The organism is Aeromonas sp. 75A (genome assembly GCF_051919425.1).
Taxonomy (GTDB): Bacteria; Pseudomonadota; Gammaproteobacteria; order Enterobacterales; family Aeromonadaceae; genus Aeromonas; species Aeromonas veronii.
Genome location: NZ_JBQBES010000002.1, coordinates 3,878,202 through 3,893,457 on the forward strand (window position 1 = coordinate 3,878,202; position 15,256 = coordinate 3,893,457).

16 protein-coding genes are annotated in these 15,256 nt (G+C 57.1%); 10 read left to right on the forward strand and 6 right to left on the reverse strand.

Going from position 1 to position 15,256, the window contains the following annotated elements; genetic code table 11:
- Window positions 1–28 precede the first annotated feature (28 nt).
- Window positions 29–589, forward strand: a complete 561-nt coding sequence (locus ACTG2T_RS18005; protein WP_005337339.1) for a hypothetical protein — start codon at window positions 29–31, stop codon at window positions 587–589.
- A 56-nt stretch (window positions 590–645) separates the two neighbouring features.
- Window positions 646–1,362: an SIMPL domain-containing protein gene (locus tag ACTG2T_RS18010; protein ID WP_330124514.1), complete on the forward strand. Its 717-nt coding sequence runs from the start codon at window positions 646–648 to the stop codon at window positions 1,360–1,362.
- A gap of 136 nt (window positions 1,363–1,498) precedes the next feature.
- On the opposite strand, the gene ahpF is transcribed toward ACTG2T_RS18010, so the two are convergent.
- The 3 genes from ahpF to ACTG2T_RS18025 all read right to left on the reverse strand — a co-directional run bounded on the left by ahpF (window position 1,499) and on the right by ACTG2T_RS18025 (window position 4,907).
- Complete coding sequence (gene ahpF / locus ACTG2T_RS18015) at window positions 1,499–3,079, reverse strand: alkyl hydroperoxide reductase subunit F (RefSeq protein ID WP_064339974.1); 1,581 nt, start codon at window positions 3,077–3,079, stop codon at window positions 1,499–1,501.
- Between the two features lie 124 nt (window positions 3,080–3,203).
- Window positions 3,204–3,770, reverse strand: a complete 567-nt coding sequence (gene ahpC, locus ACTG2T_RS18020; protein ID WP_005337335.1) for an alkyl hydroperoxide reductase subunit C — start codon at window positions 3,768–3,770, stop codon at window positions 3,204–3,206.
- 690 nt (window positions 3,771–4,460) lie between these two features.
- Window positions 4,461–4,907: a CBS domain-containing protein gene (locus ACTG2T_RS18025; protein ID WP_013723842.1), complete on the reverse strand. Its 447-nt coding sequence runs from the start codon at window positions 4,905–4,907 to the stop codon at window positions 4,461–4,463.
- Window positions 4,908–5,119: 212 nt separating this feature from the next.
- On the opposite strand from ACTG2T_RS18025, the gene queA reads away from it, so the two are divergent.
- The 7 genes from queA (at window position 5,120) to nlpI (ending at window position 12,089) form a co-directional block, all read left to right on the forward strand.
- On the forward strand, window positions 5,120–6,172 hold the full coding sequence (queA, locus tag ACTG2T_RS18030) for a tRNA preQ1(34) S-adenosylmethionine ribosyltransferase-isomerase QueA (protein WP_040066529.1): 1,053 nt from the start codon (window positions 5,120–5,122) through the stop codon (window positions 6,170–6,172).
- Window positions 6,173–6,246: 74 nt separating this feature from the next.
- Window positions 6,247–7,383, forward strand: a complete 1,137-nt coding sequence (gene tgt / locus ACTG2T_RS18035; RefSeq protein WP_005337329.1) for a tRNA guanosine(34) transglycosylase Tgt — start codon at window positions 6,247–6,249, stop codon at window positions 7,381–7,383.
- Window positions 7,384–7,435: 52 nt separating this feature from the next.
- On the forward strand, window positions 7,436–7,771 hold the full coding sequence (gene yajC, locus ACTG2T_RS18040; protein ID WP_005337327.1) for a preprotein translocase subunit YajC: 336 nt from the start codon (window positions 7,436–7,438) through the stop codon (window positions 7,769–7,771).
- 18 nt (window positions 7,772–7,789) lie between these two features.
- Window positions 7,790–9,643: a protein translocase subunit SecD gene (gene secD / locus ACTG2T_RS18045; protein WP_267529145.1), complete on the forward strand. Its 1,854-nt coding sequence runs from the start codon at window positions 7,790–7,792 to the stop codon at window positions 9,641–9,643.
- Window positions 9,644–9,653: 10 nt separating this feature from the next.
- A complete protein-coding gene (gene secF, locus ACTG2T_RS18050; RefSeq protein WP_005337322.1) occupies window positions 9,654–10,601 on the forward strand; it encodes a protein translocase subunit SecF in 948 nt (315 codons plus the stop codon).
- Window positions 10,602–10,685: 84 nt separating this feature from the next.
- The gene (locus ACTG2T_RS18055) at window positions 10,686–11,054 is read left to right on the forward strand and encodes a rhodanese-like domain-containing protein (protein WP_005351016.1); all 369 of its coding nucleotides are present in this window, start codon (window positions 10,686–10,688) and stop codon (window positions 11,052–11,054) included.
- A 90-nt stretch (window positions 11,055–11,144) separates the two neighbouring features.
- A complete protein-coding gene (gene nlpI, locus ACTG2T_RS18060) occupies window positions 11,145–12,089 on the forward strand; it encodes a lipoprotein NlpI (RefSeq protein ID WP_005351017.1) in 945 nt (314 codons plus the stop codon).
- Window positions 12,090–12,154: 65 nt separating this feature from the next.
- Here nlpI and ACTG2T_RS18065 read toward each other — a convergent pair whose 3' ends face one another.
- Both ACTG2T_RS18065 and ubiU read right to left on the reverse strand, forming a co-directional pair.
- Entirely contained in the window at window positions 12,155–13,027 is an 873-nt protein-coding gene (locus ACTG2T_RS18065) for a U32 family peptidase (RefSeq protein WP_129504229.1), read from the reverse strand.
- 11 nt (window positions 13,028–13,038) lie between these two features.
- The gene (ubiU, locus tag ACTG2T_RS18070; RefSeq protein WP_040066524.1) at window positions 13,039–14,034 is read right to left on the reverse strand and encodes a ubiquinone anaerobic biosynthesis protein UbiU; all 996 of its coding nucleotides are present in this window, start codon (window positions 14,032–14,034) and stop codon (window positions 13,039–13,041) included.
- Between the two features lie 189 nt (window positions 14,035–14,223).
- Here ubiU and ubiT point away from each other — a divergent pair, with 189 nt between their 5' ends.
- Window positions 14,224–14,757, forward strand: a complete 534-nt coding sequence (gene ubiT / locus ACTG2T_RS18075; RefSeq protein WP_101530750.1) for a ubiquinone anaerobic biosynthesis accessory factor UbiT — start codon at window positions 14,224–14,226, stop codon at window positions 14,755–14,757.
- On the opposite strand, the gene ACTG2T_RS18080 is transcribed toward ubiT, so the two are convergent.
- The gene (locus ACTG2T_RS18080; RefSeq protein WP_005351023.1) at window positions 14,710–15,126 is read right to left on the reverse strand and encodes a hypothetical protein; all 417 of its coding nucleotides are present in this window, start codon (window positions 15,124–15,126) and stop codon (window positions 14,710–14,712) included. The two genes, ubiT and ACTG2T_RS18080, sit on opposite strands and share 48 nt — an antisense overlap.
- Window positions 15,127–15,256: the final 130 nt, after the last annotated feature.

Here is a 15,256-nt window from a genome sequence, read left to right on the forward strand (position 1 = left end):
ATAGCGGCAGTAGAGGAGAGGGGTAATCATGCAGTCATTCAACTGGGTCGACATTGATGGCATCCGTTATAGCTGGGATGGGCAGGGGAACATTACCTGCGCAGGCCAGTTTGGCTATCAGGCCTCGATCGCGGGGGATCGGCTGGATGGGATGGAGATTGAGAATGAGGCCGGTGATGTAGCGGGCTCGCTCTATGTTGACTTCGCTACGGCCTCTATCACTTATGTGCCGGTCATGGATACCGAGTCTGCTCATAACATGATTCTGGTTGGCCATCATCAGGGGCAGCAGGAGTATCCGCTGGCCAGTTTTCACTCTCCGTTGTTGCAAGATTTGCTAGGACCATCTGATACCATCCCTTGGTCTGCGATGGAGGAGGATAGTGGTGGCACCAATATTGGACAGGCGGTGCAAGGACACGTTCTGTCGTGGGACTCGTTCCATTTCGATGATGAGGTGTTGGTCTGTGGCGCGGCTCCTGCGCTGGATATGGCAAACCAGAGCCAGGATCCCGGCAGCATGGTCACCATTAGTCTCGATCTGACCAATCAGATACTGGATCAACTCCCCCCCTTGCACGATATATGAATCCCGTAGCTGCACGGGCATAATGGCCTCAATCTTTCCGATTGAGGTTTTTTTCTATGTGGCGTCCCCTTCTTACTCTTTCCGCTCTGGTTGTCAGTGCTCCGCTGCTGGCGATTGAAGTGCCGCAAGCGCCCCATCTGGTGGTGAGCGGTTATGCCGAGCAGAAGACCGAACCCGATATGCTCACCCTCAATGTGGCGGTGAGTGCACTGGATAAGCAGGGCCTCAAGGCCAAGCAGCAGGTCGATACCAAGGTCGCAGCCTTTTTCAGCCAACTGGAAGGGTTGGGGATCAAGCGCAGCGATGTTGAGGCTGGCAACCTGATGGTCTCTCCGGAATATCAGTATGGCGAGAACAAGAAGCCGGTATTGTTGGGATACCGTGCCCAGCGGCAATTGGCGGTGAAGCTCTATCAGCTCGACAAGTTGAGCCCCCTGATGGATACCGCACTCAAAGCCGGGCTGGAGTCCGTATCCCAGATTGAGTACGGGTTGAAATCGCCGCAGGTCATCAAGGAGCAGGCCCGTCTGAATGCCGTTGAGGATGCCAAAACCAAGGCTGAATCTCTGGCCAAGGTGTTCGGGATGAAGCTTGGCAAGGTCTACAGTGTGGAGTACCGCAATGCTTCGCCCATTACCGCCTACAGCCGCAACCTGAAAGTGGTGCAGGCCATGGCGATGGCTGCACCTGCGGCGGATATGGCGGACAACAGCTATCAACAACAGCAGATCACGGTAAGTGATAATATCGAGGCTGTTTTCTTGCTGGAGTGATGCCCGTCGTTTAAGTCCAGTCATGAACAACCCCGCCATTTGCTGCGGGGTTTTTATTGCGCATCGATGCAGATATAAAAAAGCCGACGCTCGTGTTTACTTAATCGAGCGTCGGCTTTTTGTTGCGCTGGGTTTATCAGGCGGTCACAGCATCAGCCTGGGTCGCTTCAGGAGCCGGGTTGCGGATGAGGTAATCAAACGCACCCAGTGCGGCGGTGGCGCCAGCACCCATGGAGATGATGATCTGCTTGAACGGTACCGTGGTGGCATCCCCTGCGGCGTAGACGCCGGGCAGGGAGGTCGCCCCTTTGGTATCGATCTCGATCTCGCCAAAGCGGGTCAGGGCAATCTCGCTCCCTTTCAGGAACTCGGTGTTCGGTACCAGGCCGATCTGGACGAAGATCCCCGCCACCGCCAGGTGTTTAATCTCACCGGTGGTGCGATCTTCGTAGTCCATACCGACCACCTTGCTGCCATCACCGATCACTTCGGTGGTGCGAGCGCTCATGATGATGTCGATATTGCCCATGGAGCGAGCCTTCTTCTGCAGCACTTCATCGGCACGCAGGGTGTCGGCGAACTCCACCACAGTCACATGCTCGACGATGCCAGCCAAGTCGATCGCTGCCTCGATGCCGGAGTTACCGCCACCGATCACAGCTACTCGCTTGCCCTTGAAGAAGGGACCATCGCAGTGCGGGCAGTAGGCCACGCCCTTGGTGCGGTACTCAAGCTCGCCCGGTACGTTCAGATCACGCCAGCGGGCACCGGTCGCCAGGATCACGGCGCGGCTCTTCAAGGTGGCGCCAGAGGCGAGATCCACGTTCACATATCCATCTTTGCTGATGGCGGCGGCGCGCTGCTCGGTGATCACTTCAACGCCGTACTCTTTGACGTGCTGCTCCAGGCTGGCGGCCAGCTTGGGGCCTTCGGTGTAGGGCACGGAGATAAAGTTCTCGATGCCGACGGTGTCCATCACCTGACCACCGAAACGTTCGGCAACGATGGCGGTGCGAATGCCTTTACGAGCGGCATAGATGGCCGCTGCCGCGCCAGCCGGGCCACCGCCCACGACCAGCACATCGTAGGGATCTTTCTCATTCAGCTCGGCAGCCTTGCGCTCGGCGGCACCGGTGTCGAGTTTGGCGACGATCTCTTCCAGCGAGATACGGCCCTGGCTGAACGGTTGGCCGTTCAGGTAGACATTCGGTACCGCCATGATTTGACGCTCGGCAACCTCTTCCTGGAACAGGGCGCCGTCGATCATGGTGTGAGTGATGCCGGGGTTCAGGGTCGCCATCAGGTTGAGGGCCTGTACTACGTCCGGGCAGTTGTGGCAGGAGAGGGAGATATAGGTCTCGAAGTGGAACTCACCCTTGAGATTGCGGATCTGCTCCTGCACGGCTGCATCGGCCTTGGAGGGGTGGCCGCCGCTTTGCAGCAGGGCGAGCACCAGAGAGGTAAATTCATGACCCATGGGGATGCCGGCAAAGTGAACGCGCGGGGCTTGGCCCTGCGGCGCGACACTCATGGAAGGCTTGCGAGCGGCAGTGCCAGAGGTCTGGGTGATCTTGGGGGACATCTCGGCGATCTCGCTGGCCAGTGCCAGCAGCTCTGCAGATTTGTCGCTGTCGTTGCCGGACACGCTGATCTCGATGGGATTGACGATGTACTGCAGATAGGTGTTCAGCTGTTGTTTGAGGTTGGTATCCAACATCTTCGAATTCCTTCTTGTGATTGCGGGTCGGCGTGAGATGTAAGCCGGAAAGCAGACCGGTGCCTTTGCTTGGGGCCGGAAACAAAACCGGCCCTTATGCGGGCCGGTCTTGGAAGCGGGAGGCTTAGATCTTGCCTACCAGGTCCAAGGACGGGGCCAGAGTGGCTTCGCCTTCTTTCCATTTAGCCGGGCACACTTCACCCGGGTGGGAGGCAACGTACTGGGCTGCTTTGACTTTGCGCAGCAGTTCCAGTGCGTCACGGCCGATACCGCCAGCGTTGATCTCGACGATCTGGATGATGCCCTGCGGGTCAATCACGAAGGTACCGCGGTCAGCCAGACCAGCTTCTTCGATCATCACACCGAAGTTGCGGGTGATGGTGCCAGTCGGGTCACCAATCATCGGGTACTGGATCTTCTGAATGGTGTCAGAAGTGTCGTGCCATGCTTTGTGAGTGAAGTGGGTATCGGTAGAGACAGAGTAGATCTCGACGCCCAGCTTCTGGAATTCAGCGTAGTTGTCAGCAAGGTCGCCCAGCTCGGTCGGGCAAACGAAGGTGAAGTCAGCCGGGTAGAAGAAGACCACGGACCACTTGCCTTTCAGGTCAGCGTCAGACACCTGAACGAATTTACCATTGTGGTAGGCGGTAGCGTTGAACGGCTTGATTTCAGTGTTGATGTAGGTAGACATGTAATTGCTCCTTGGTGATGTACATATGCCGGTCTGGTGTTGAAGAGTCTTGCCAGACGAGGCGCTTAACTTTCGATGGATTCATCATAGGGGCTTCCACTAATCGATAAAAGCCGCAATTTTGAATCGCTTAAATCTATTTATTAGATAACTCACTATGGCTGTACCTAACATGAATATCTCTGGCCTACTGAGATAACTCCTTGTCGTGGTTCAATATCTGTGCGCTACATCGCCTTTTCAAGGCATAAGAAGGGGGGTGCAGAGCCACGATGACGCGATGAGATAAACGGTGGTGCAAACAGGTGGCGCAGGAGATTGAGACCGCTGCTCGCAGCGATGGGGGGGTGCTGGTAAGGGGGAAGCCGAAAAGCGCAGATAAAAAAATCCCGGCGCTATCGCAACGACAGGGCCGGGTCATCAAACAAGGAATGGCTATATAAACAAATGCTTTACAGCAAAGACTAACTACGGGGTGTGCAAACTTGCAGACATATGAGAGGAAGATAATGGGTGCACAATCCCTCGTCTCCCCCTCGGCAACTATTGCATGAGAGGATGATAGTGTGACGCAGATCACAAGGCAAGTATTTGGTGTAATTTTTCAATCAAAATGAAAGTGTTTCATCATTTTAGCTTATTTCGACGGCTGAAAACGCTTTTATTGTAATTTAATTACATCCAGATCTGTCAAAAGTCGGTAGGTGGTTCCTGCTCTTCCATCAATTCCAGCAGGTTGATGGCCACGGCAATGAAGTCCGACTCGGTGACAATGCCGATCAGCTTGCGTCCTTTGAGTACCGGCAGGCAGCCATATCTGTGCCGCTGCAGGTAAAGTGCCGCCTCCTTGATGCCGGCGTGAGGATCTACGCTCGCCACTTGCCGTGTCATGATCTCGTCGAGTTGCACGCTGTCGGTAAATTCGGCTTCCCGCTCCGGGCTGATGAGCAGCAGCTTGGATTCCCGGGTGGCCAGGATATCGGTAAGGGTCACCAGCCCCAGCAGGTGGTGCTGCTCGTCGACGATGGGAATGTGGCGGATCCGCTCCTGCTGCATCAGGTCCATCGCCTGTTTGACACTGTTTGACGGACCCAGAGTGAAGGGGTGTTCGGTCATGATTTCGGATAGGGTCATCATGGTGGGCCTCCTTGTGTATCTGCTTTCACCCTAGCCCAGCCCCAACTGGCAAAACATGATCAGGGTCAATACAGAACATTAAAGAATCATTAACCGGAGGTGTGTCTCAATATTGCTCGCTACCCCTTGTCTCTCTTGGGTTTTTGGTCTTTTGGGTTGCCTTGGAAGATGGGGATAACTAGACTAGCCGCCGATTCCCCCCGAGGTGAAAGATGCAAGTATCCGATTTTCATTTTGATCTGCCAGACGAGCTGATTGCCCGCTATCCGATGGCAGAGCGTACCGCCAGCCGCCTGTTGCAGCTCGATGGTCAGACTGGCGCCCTGCGCCACGGTCAATTTGTGGATGTGCTGGATCAGCTCAATCCGGGTGACCTGCTGGTATTCAATAACACCCGTGTCATTCCGGCGCGCATGTTTGGCCAGAAGGCCAGCGGCGGCAAGCTGGAGGTACTGGTCGAGCGCATTCTGGACGAGCACAGCGTGCTGGCCCATGTCCGGGCCTCCAAGGCGCCCAAGCCCGGCACCCGGATGATCATGGATGGTGGTGTTGAAGCCGAGATGCGCGCCCGCCACGACGCCCTGTTCGAGATCCACTTCCTCGACCCGCGTCCGGTGCTGGAGATTTTGGAGGCCATCGGCCACATGCCGCTGCCCCCCTATATCGACCGTCCCGACGAGGATGCCGACAAGGAGCGCTACCAGACCGTTTACAATCAAAAGCCGGGCGCCGTCGCGGCGCCGACCGCCGGTCTGCACTTTGATGAGCCGCTGCTTGAGAAAATTCGGGCCAAAGGGGTTGAAACGGCCTTCGTCACCCTGCATGTAGGGGCGGGGACCTTCCAGCCGGTGCGGGTAGATAAGATTGAAGATCACCATATGCACTCCGAGTATGCGGAAGTGCCGCAAGAGGTGGTAGATGCCATCGCGGCCACCCGTGCCCGTGGTGGCCGGGTGATCGCGGTGGGGACCACGTCGGTCCGTTCGCTGGAGAGCGCGGCCAAGGTCACCCTGGCGCAGGGCAAACCGCTGGCGCCCTTCTTTAGTGACACCGATATCTTCATCTTCCCTGGTTACCAGTTCCAGATTGTCGATGCCATGGTCACCAACTTCCATCTGCCGGAGTCGACCCTGATCATGCTGGTCAGCGCCTTTGCCGGTTATGACAACGTGATGGCGGCCTATCAGGCAGCCGTGGCCGGGCAGTACCGTTTCTTCAGCTACGGGGACGCCATGTTCGTCACCCGTCGCCAGGTTGAAGCATAAGCTTCAGCTTATTTACCGGGCCGTGAGCGGCCCTCCTATTGTCAGACTGTTTATCTGACGCAGCCGAGGTAGCAATGAAATTTGAACTGAAAACCACCGACGGCCGTGCCCGTCGCGGTCAACTGGTCTTCGAACGTGGTGTGGTACAAACACCGGCCTTTATGCCGGTCGGGACTTACGGCACCGTCAAGGGGATGACCCCGGAAGAAGTGCGTGAAACCGGCGCCCAGATCCTGCTGGGTAACACCTTCCACCTCTGGCTACGTCCGGGTCAGGAAGTGATGCGTGCCCACGGCGATCTGCATGACTTCATGAACTGGCAGGGCCCGATCCTGACCGACTCCGGTGGTTTCCAGGTGTTCAGCCTGGGCCATATTCGCAAGATCACCGAAGCGGGCGTCCACTTCCGTCACCCCATCAATGGCGAGAAGATCTTCCTCGACCCCGAGAAGTCCATGGAGATCCAGTACGATCTGGGCTCCGACATCGTGATGATCTTCGACGAGTGCACTCCGTACCCGGCCACTTATGAAGAAGCGCGCAAGTCCATGGAGATGTCCCTGCGCTGGGGCAAGCGCTCCCGCGACAAGTTTGATGCGCTGGGCAACAAGAACGCCCTGTTCGGCATCATCCAGGGCTCGGTCTACGAAGATCTGCGTGATGTCTCCCTCAAGGGGCTGCTGGAGATCGGTTTCGACGGTTATGCGGTCGGTGGTCTGGCGGTGGGTGAACCCAAAGAGGACATGCACCGTATCCTCGAGCACGTCTGCCCGAAAATTCCGGCTGACAAGCCGCGCTACCTGATGGGTGTCGGCAAGCCGGAAGATCTGGTGGAAGGGGTGCGCCGCGGTATCGACATGTTCGACTGCGTCATGCCGACCCGCAACGCCCGCAACGGCCACCTGTTCACCACCGATGGTGTGGTGAAGATCCGCAACGCCCAACATCGCAACGACACCAGTACCCTGGATGCCGAGTGTGATTGCTACACCTGCAAGAACTACAGCCGAAGCTACCTGCACCATCTGGACAAGTGCAACGAGATCCTCGGTGCCCGTCTGAATACGATTCATAACCTGCGTTACTACCAGCGTGTGATGCAGGGTTTGCGGGACGCGATCGAGCAGGGTAAATTAGACGACTTTGTAACAGAGTTTTACCGTCGGCAAGGGAAGCCTGTGCCTCCGTTAGCTGAAAATGACGTTAAATAACAACAACATATAATTTTGTTTTTTTAAATCTACATCAATAAGAGGTTGTTAAATGAGCATTATCTCCAAGGCGTATGCAGAAGGCGCAGCACCGGGTGCACAGGGTGGTGGTATGGAAATGATCATCATGCTGGCCGTATTCGGCCTGATTTTCTACTTCATGATCTATCGTCCCCAGGCCAAGCGTGCCAAGGATCACCGCAATCTGATGAGCTCCTTGTCCAAGGGTGATGAAGTGCTCACTTCCGGTGGCCTGGTTGGCAAAATTGCCAAAGTGGCTGCAGACAGCGATTACCTGGTGATCGCCCTGAACGACCAGACTCAAGTCACCATCAAAAAGGACTTCGTCTCTGCCGTTCTGCCCAAGGGTTCTATCCAGTCCCTTTAATCTCCCAAGGAGCACAGCGTGTTGAATCGCTATCCGCTGTGGAAATACCTGATGGTGATCCTGGTGATCGCCATCGGTTTTCTATATGCAGCCCCCAATCTTTACGGCGAAGATCCGGCTTTGCAGGTTTCTGCCAGCCGTGGTGCCGAAGTCAAGCTAGATACTCTTGAACTGGTGAAAGAGACCCTTGAAGCGGCCAAGATCCCGGTCAAACATGCTGCATTCGAGCACGGTTTTATCCTGATCCGTTTCAAGAACACCGAAGACCAGCTGAAGGCGCGCGATATCGTTGCCAACAAGCTGGGCGACAACTTCATTACCGCACTCAACCTGGCACCTTCCACTCCCGCCTGGCTCGAAGCCATCGGTGCGGCGCCTCTGAAGCTGGGTCTTGATCTGCGCGGTGGTGTGCACTTCCTGATGGAAGTGGACATGGCCGAAGCACTGACCAAGCAGCAAGAGCAGATGGTGCAGGATTTCCGCTCCGAGCTGCGCACCCAGAAGATCCGTTACTCCGGCGTGCGCCGGGTCGGTGATCAGGTGCAGGTGATCTTCCGTGACGAAGCCGATCAGGAACGCGCCGTTTCTCATCTGCGTCGTCAGAACCCTGATTTGACCTTCACTACCGAGCAGAAAGGGGATGAGTTCATCCTGCTGGCTGGTCTGAGCGAAGCCAAGATCAAGGAAGTGAAGAAGTACGCCCTCGAGCAGAACATCACCATCATCCGTAACCGGGTCAACGAACTGGGCGTGGCCGAGCCGCTGGTACAACAGCAAGGCGCCGAGCGCATTGTCGTTGAACTGCCCGGTATTCAGGATACCGCCCGCGCCAAGGAGATCCTGGGGGCAACCGCGACCCTGGAATTCCACATGGTCGATGAGACTGCCGACATCCAGGCTGCGGCCGATGGTCGTGTCCCGCCCAGCTCCAAGGTCTACAACGATCGCAATGGTCGTCCCGTGGTGCTGCAAAAGCGGGTGATCCTGACCGGTGACCACATCGTGGGTGCCCAGTCCGGTTTCGACGAGTACAGCCGTCCCCAGGTCAACATCAAGCTGGATGGCCAGGGTGGCAACAAGATGGCCAACTTTACCAAGGATAACGTCGGTAAAGGGATGGCGACCGTCTTCATCGAGTACAAGCCGGTCGGTCAACCGGGTCCGGATGGCAAGCGCAAGTTCCGCAAGCAGGAGGAGGTGATCAACGTCGCCACCATCCAGTCGCGTCTTGGCAGCCAGTTCCGTATCACAGGTATCGACAACGCCAACGAAGCCCACAACCTGGCGCTGCTGCTGCGTGCCGGTGCCCTGATCGCCCCGATCCAGATCGTGGAAGAGCGCACTATTGGCCCGAGCCTGGGTCAACAGAACATCGACAGCGGTATGGAAGCCATCGGCTGGGCCATGCTGGTGATCGTGTTGTTCATGGGGATCTACTACCGCGCGTTCGGCTGGGTTGCCAACCTGGCGCTCTGTATGAACCTAGTGTTGATTGTCGGCATCATGTCGATGATCCCGGGGGCCACCATGACATTGCCGGGGATCGCCGGTATCGTCCTGACGCTGGGTATGGCGGTGGATGCCAACGTGCTGATCTACGAGCGTATTCGTGAAGAGATCCGCAACGGTCGCGGTGTTCAGCAAGCCATCCATCTGGGCTTTGATCGGGCATTCTCCACCATCGCCGACTCCAACGTGACCTCGCTGATCACCTGCGTGATCCTGTTCGGTATCGGTACTGGCGCCATCAAGGGCTTTGCCCTGACGCTGGGCATTGGTCTGACCGCCTCCATGTTTACTGCCATCACAGTTTCCCGTGCCATTATCAACCTGGCTTGGGGTGGACGGCGTATCGACAAGCTGCCCATCTGAGGATAGAGAGATGTTTCAGATTCTACATTTTGAAAAACCGATCCCGTTTATGCGCTATGCCAAGCCGGGTGTGGTTTTCTCTTCCGTGCTGATGGTGGTAGCCCTGTTCTTCCTGTTTGATCGGGGGCTGAACTGGGGTCTGGACTTTACCGGTGGTACCACTATCGAGGTGGGGTTCCAGCAGTCGGTGAGCCTGGACAAGATCCATGACGCTCTGGAAGAGCAGAAGATTGAAGGGGCAACCCTGCAACACTTTGGCTCCAGCCGTGACGTGCTGTTCCGCCTGACCCCGAAAGAGGGGGTCAAGGTAGAACAACAGGGTAACGAAGTGCTGGCGGCGGCCAAGCAGCTCGACGAGGGCGCAGTGCTCAAACGCGTCGAGTTTGTCGGCCCTTCCGTGGGGGATGAACTGGCGACCGATGGTGCGCTGGCGATGCTGGCCTCCATCCTCTGTATCCTGGCCTACGTGGCAGTGCGTTTCGAATGGCGTCTGGCGCTGGGGGGGATTCTCTCCCTGGTGCACGACGTGGTGATCACGCTGGGTGTCTTTGCCTACTTCCAGTACGAGTTCGACCTGACCGTACTGGCGGCACTGATGACCCTGGTGGGTTACTCCCTGAACGATACTATCGTGGTGTTCGACCGCTTGCGGGAGAACTTCCGCAAGGTGCGTAAAGGGGATACCGAATACATTCTGGATCTCTCCATGACCGAGACCCTGAGTCGTACCATCATCACCTCCGGCCTCACCTTTATCGTGGTGCTGGCGCTGCTGCTCAAGGGCGGTGCGCTGATCCACGGTTTTGCCGTGGCCATGGTGATCGGTGTGGCGTTCGGTACCTACTCCTCCATCTATGTGGCGAGTGCGTTTGCCATGTTCCTCGGCGTCAAGCGCGAGCACATGCTGCCCACCCAGGTAGAGAAAGAGGGTGCGGACCAACAGGAAATCCTGCCGTAACAGTGAAGAGCGCCTCATGGCGCTCTTTTCTTATCTCTGCGTGTCGTTTGCTGACGCACATGATTTAAACAACAGGAGTTTGTCATGCATCACAATCCCCGTTTTTTGGCGCTGGTTGACGGGATCCGCTCCCGCATCACCGAAACCGATGTTCACCAGATCAAGCGCTGGCAGGACGAAGGGCGCACGTTTCACCTGATCGACGTGCGGGAAGAGAGCGAGTGGGCCAGGGGGCATCTGCCCGGAGCCCGATACTTGGGTCGTGGCGTGATTGAGCGGGATATCGAGACCCAGTTCCCGGATCTCGAGACCGAGCTCTACCTCTATTGTGGTGGTGGTTTTCGCTCCATTCTGGCTGCGGACAACCTGCAACAGATGGGTTATCGCAAGGTGATCAGCGTCGACGGCGGGTTTCGCGGTTGGTGCGATGCCGGATACCCTGTCGAATCCTGATTTATTTGAGGTAGAGGGGCACAGCTACATGACAAAGCAGCTGTTGACCTTTACCATATGCGGGGTCAAGCGTAAGCGTCGGAGTGTTCATTGAACGTCAGGAAAGGGATTGGATACCTCCTCGGTATCCTGTTGTTGCTTCCCATGTGGGGTTGCAGCAGTAGCAGTCAGGTTAACACCCCCAAGGTTCCCAAGCCGCAGCCTGCTTCACTGGTGTTGGCGACCCCCCTGCAGGTCTCCTACCAGAGTGAGCTGGCGCTCGCCCGACTCGGGCAGATGCTCAGTGAAATGGAACTGACCACCGAGCAACGGGCAGAGTTGTTCTATGAGCGTGCCGTGGTGTTTGATCGGGTTGGTCTGCGTTCCCTCGCGCGGCTCGATTTCAACCGTGCCCTGCGGGAGAAGCCGGATTTCGCCGAGGCCTACAACTTCATCGGCGTCTATCTGGTACAGCAGCAGAATTACGACGAAGCCTATGATGCGTTCGATTCCGCCCTCGAACTGGCGCCGGACTATGACTATGCCTATCTCAATCGTGGCATCGCCCTCTATTACGGTAACCGTCCCGAACTGGCCGCGGCCGATATGAAGCGTTTCTACGAGGCGCAGCCGGAAGATCCCTATCGGGTGATCTGGCTCTATCTGGCCGAGCAGAAACTCGACCCGTCGGCCGCCATGAGCCGGATGCGCGAGCGTCTCAACAAGTACGATGACGATGCCTGGAACTGGGATCTGGTTCGCCTCTATACCGGTGAGATCAACGCTTCCCAGCTGATGGGCAACGTGGTGAAAGGGGTGAAGGATAACCGGGAGCTTGCCGAGCGCCTGTGTGAAACCTACTTCTATCTGGGCAAGTTCGAGCTGGGCAAAGGTAACCGCAAGGAAGCCATCAGCTACTTCAAGCTGGCCTTATCTAACAACGTCTATGATTTCATCGAGCACCGCTATGCGCTGCTGGAGCTGGAGTTGATGGCGCGCAAGCCCTTGCCGCCAGGTGCCCAGAGCGCTCGTAACAAGGGTGATCAGCCCTCCTGAACCACTGCCAGATAGTGGTAAAAAAGGCCTCGCGATGAGGCCTTTTTGTTGGGCAAATGGCGGGTTTACTCCACCAGGCTCATGCCGGGGATCTGGCGCCAGTAGCCGTTGCAATCGCTTCCTTGCTGCAAGGAGAGGGGAGCCTGGCCCTGCCGGTTGGCTTTGAAGCGGGCCAGCATCTCCAGCGTCTCCATCCCTTGCGGCGAAAGCCTGACCACATCTACCAGACCTTCCATACCAGCCAGCTCGTTACCCAGGTTGTAGCAGTAACCGGACTGGGTCTGGATCCCGTTGAGATTGAACACCCGTTGCCCTTCGCGGCTGTTGGCCAGTCGTCCGGTGGGGTAGTTGATGCAGGCGAGCTCGCAGTTATCTTTCGGTTTGTCGAGGGAGCGGGCGGTGAAGCAGCGCGCCGAATAGGCGAGCGGCAGATGGCCGTAGGCAAACACCTCCACCTCAAATTGGTCGCGCAGGGTGCCCAGATCCTGATTGAGCTGGATCAGCCAGTCACGGGACAGTTCAACCGGCATGACCCAGCGTTTCATCCCCTGTTTGAGCAGCATGCGCAGCACATCGGCGTTATAGGCGTTGATGGCGGGACCACAGACGAAGGGGATCCCTGCCTCCCAGGCGAGTTGCACCGTACCGAGATCGTTGGCTTCGACCATCAGGTCGCCATTGTCGACCAGCCGCTTCACCTCCTTGAGTTCGGAGGGGGCGGAGATAAGGGCGAGGGTCGAGAGCACCACCTGCTTGTCGGAGCAGGCCATCTGACGGGCCAGCGCAATCCAGTCATCGACTTTGAGTTCGCGCCGCTTGCTGCAGACGGTCTCCCCCAGATAGATGATGTCGGCCTGACTGTCGGCAGCGGCATGGTAAAAGGCTTCGGTATCGGCTTTGGGCCAGTAGAAGAGCAGAGGCCCGAGAGAAAATTGCATGGGTGGACTCCTTATTGCCACTGACGATGGTAGGCGCCGAGGGTAGTCTGGCTACCTTCGGAGACGCGGGCTAGCTGGGCATCCCACTCAGCTTTAACCTGATAGGCCTCGGGATTGGCCTGATAGGCATCGATGGCTGCACGCCAGACCCGGGTCACTTGCTCCACATAGGCGGGGCTGCGCTGGCGCCCTTCAATCTTGACCGACTGGATCCCGGTCTTGAACAGCTCGGGCAGGAGACCCAAGGTATTGAGACTGGTGGGCTCTTCCAGCGCGTGGTAGGTCTGGCCATCCACGTCGAAACGCCCCTTGCACAGGGTCGGATAGCCAGCATTTTCGCCCGGGCCATAGCGGTCGATCAGCACCTCGTTGAGCCGCGACTCGAGACCATTCGGGGTCTCTTCCCAACGGACGAACTTGGCCGGTGAGCAGGCGCCGACGGTGTTGGGACTCTCGCCAGTCATGTAGGAGGAGAGATAGCAGCGCCCCTCGGCCATGATGCAGAGGCTTCCAAAAGCGAATACCTCAAGGCCAACATCGGTCTCGCGGGCCAGCTGCTTGACCTGATGCATGGAGAGCACCCGGGGCAGCACCACCCGTGTGACATTGAATTGCTGCTGATAGAAGCGAATGGCGGCGGTATTGGTGGCGCTGGCCTGCACCGAGACATGGAGTTCCATCTCGGGGTAGTGGCGGCTGGCATATTCCAGCACGGCGAGATCGGCGATGATTAACGCATCGGCGCCGAGGGCCACCCCGCGATCAACCGCCTGTTTCCATCGAGTATCGGCCCCGGGATGGGCAAAGGTATTGATGGCAATATGCAGCTTGCGACCATGTTGATGCACATAATCCACCGCCTTCTCCAGTTTGCTGTCGGTAAAGTTGAGACCGGCAAAGTGGCGGGCATTGGTGTCATCCTTGAAACCGATATAAACGGCATCGGCCCCGTTATCCACGGCGGTTTTCAGTGCCGGCAAACTGCCTGCCGGACAGAGTAATTCCATTGGTACGCTCCGAGAGTGCATATGAAGGGCAAACGAGCCCTGATTGTATGCAGCCATGCACTCCCGCTTTTTGACCTGAGGCAGCTTTGTGTGGCTTTACCCTTCTTGAGGTAACCCTGCACAAGTTTGATTTCCAACAGGATCTTGACACTCTCCCTGTGTTTGAATGCGCAAAAAAGGGAGTCTATCGTGTTTCAACAACTGCAACGCCGCCTGGTCGAACAGGCTCCGCGCTTCTTGCGCCATCCCCTCAAGCTGGTTCCCTTCAATCTGCAAAAGCAGCTGATGGAGAGTTTGCTGGCCCGGGTATTCAAAGAGGCTATCGAAGATGGCGATTTCGAGTTTTTGGCAGACAAGTGGCTGAAAGTCGAAGTCTCTGATCTGGAGTTGTGCTGGTTTATCAGTGAGCAGAATGGCCAGCTGGTGGTGGCTCGCGAGTGTGACAAGGCCGATGTCTGCTTCAGCGGTACTGCCAACGACCTGATCCTCATCGCTGGTCGCAAAGAGGATCCGGACTCGCTCTTTTTCCAGCGTAAGCTGAAGATAGAAGGGGATACCGAACTGGGTCTTGAGGTGAAAAACCTGATGGACAGTCTGGATCTCGATGGCTTGCCAAGCCTGATGAAGTATCCCCTGATGGATCTGGCGACGTTTATCGAACGCGCCCGTACCGCGTCAGCGCAGGCTCCGGTGCAGACGGCGCCGGGCGGGATCCCGTCTTAGGTGGACAATCACCCCATGGGCATGGCGACGATAATGGTGCCGTGCCCAGAGGCAACGACAGGCCCACAGACAGGGCACCAAGGCGATGAGTGCCGCAGGGGCGGGCAGCTGTGACATGGCCAGCCCCGCAGCCAGCCAGATGAAGGGCTGCGCTTCATACAGCCACTCCGGCTGCAGCCAGCGTTTGCTCGGAAAGATAATCAGATCGGTACGCCGGTAGCTGGAACGCATCATCCAGGTCACCGCTCCGGCGATAAACAGCAAGGCGCCTGCAAACCAGAGCAGGGGCTGTTCACTCAACGTAATAATGGCAATGGCTGCCAGCAGGTAGAGGCTGGGCAATCTCTCATAGATAAAGGGAGGAAGCATGGCGTGGTGTCTCCTGTGCCGTTTATCGGATATCCATCAAGTTTAGTCCCCCCCTCTCACTTCCCTCATGCTGGTTTGTTATACAAACGGCTGGTTTTGTTCTGAAATGGCTCGGCTTTTACGGTGCCAA

Coding starts and splice junctions, on each gene's coding strand:
- ahpC (WP_005337335.1), bottom strand. CDS start 3,770: ATGTCTACCTACATCAACACTGAAATCAAGCCGTTCAACGCTACCGCC.
- tgt (WP_005337329.1), top strand. CDS start 6,247: ATGAAATTTGAACTGAAAACCACCGACGGCCGTGCCCGTCGCGGTCAA.
- queA (WP_040066529.1), top strand. CDS start 5,120: ATGCAAGTATCCGATTTTCATTTTGATCTGCCAGACGAGCTGATTGCC.
- ACTG2T_RS18065 (WP_129504229.1), bottom strand. CDS start 13,027: ATGCAATTTTCTCTCGGGCCTCTGCTCTTCTACTGGCCCAAAGCCGAT.
- ahpF (WP_064339974.1), bottom strand. CDS start 3,079: ATGTTGGATACCAACCTCAAACAACAGCTGAACACCTATCTGCAGTAC.
- ACTG2T_RS18080 (WP_005351023.1), bottom strand. CDS start 15,126: ATGCTTCCTCCCTTTATCTATGAGAGATTGCCCAGCCTCTACCTGCTG.
- ACTG2T_RS18055 (WP_005351016.1), top strand. CDS start 10,686: ATGCATCACAATCCCCGTTTTTTGGCGCTGGTTGACGGGATCCGCTCC.
- ACTG2T_RS18010 (WP_330124514.1), top strand. CDS start 646: ATGTGGCGTCCCCTTCTTACTCTTTCCGCTCTGGTTGTCAGTGCTCCG.
- ACTG2T_RS18005 (WP_005337339.1), top strand. CDS start 29: ATGCAGTCATTCAACTGGGTCGACATTGATGGCATCCGTTATAGCTGG.
- ACTG2T_RS18025 (WP_013723842.1), bottom strand. CDS start 4,907: ATGATGACCCTATCCGAAATCATGACCGAACACCCCTTCACTCTGGGT.
- secF (WP_005337322.1), top strand. CDS start 9,654: ATGTTTCAGATTCTACATTTTGAAAAACCGATCCCGTTTATGCGCTAT.
- ubiU (WP_040066524.1), bottom strand. CDS start 14,034: ATGGAATTACTCTGTCCGGCAGGCAGTTTGCCGGCACTGAAAACCGCC.
- yajC (WP_005337327.1), top strand. CDS start 7,436: ATGAGCATTATCTCCAAGGCGTATGCAGAAGGCGCAGCACCGGGTGCA.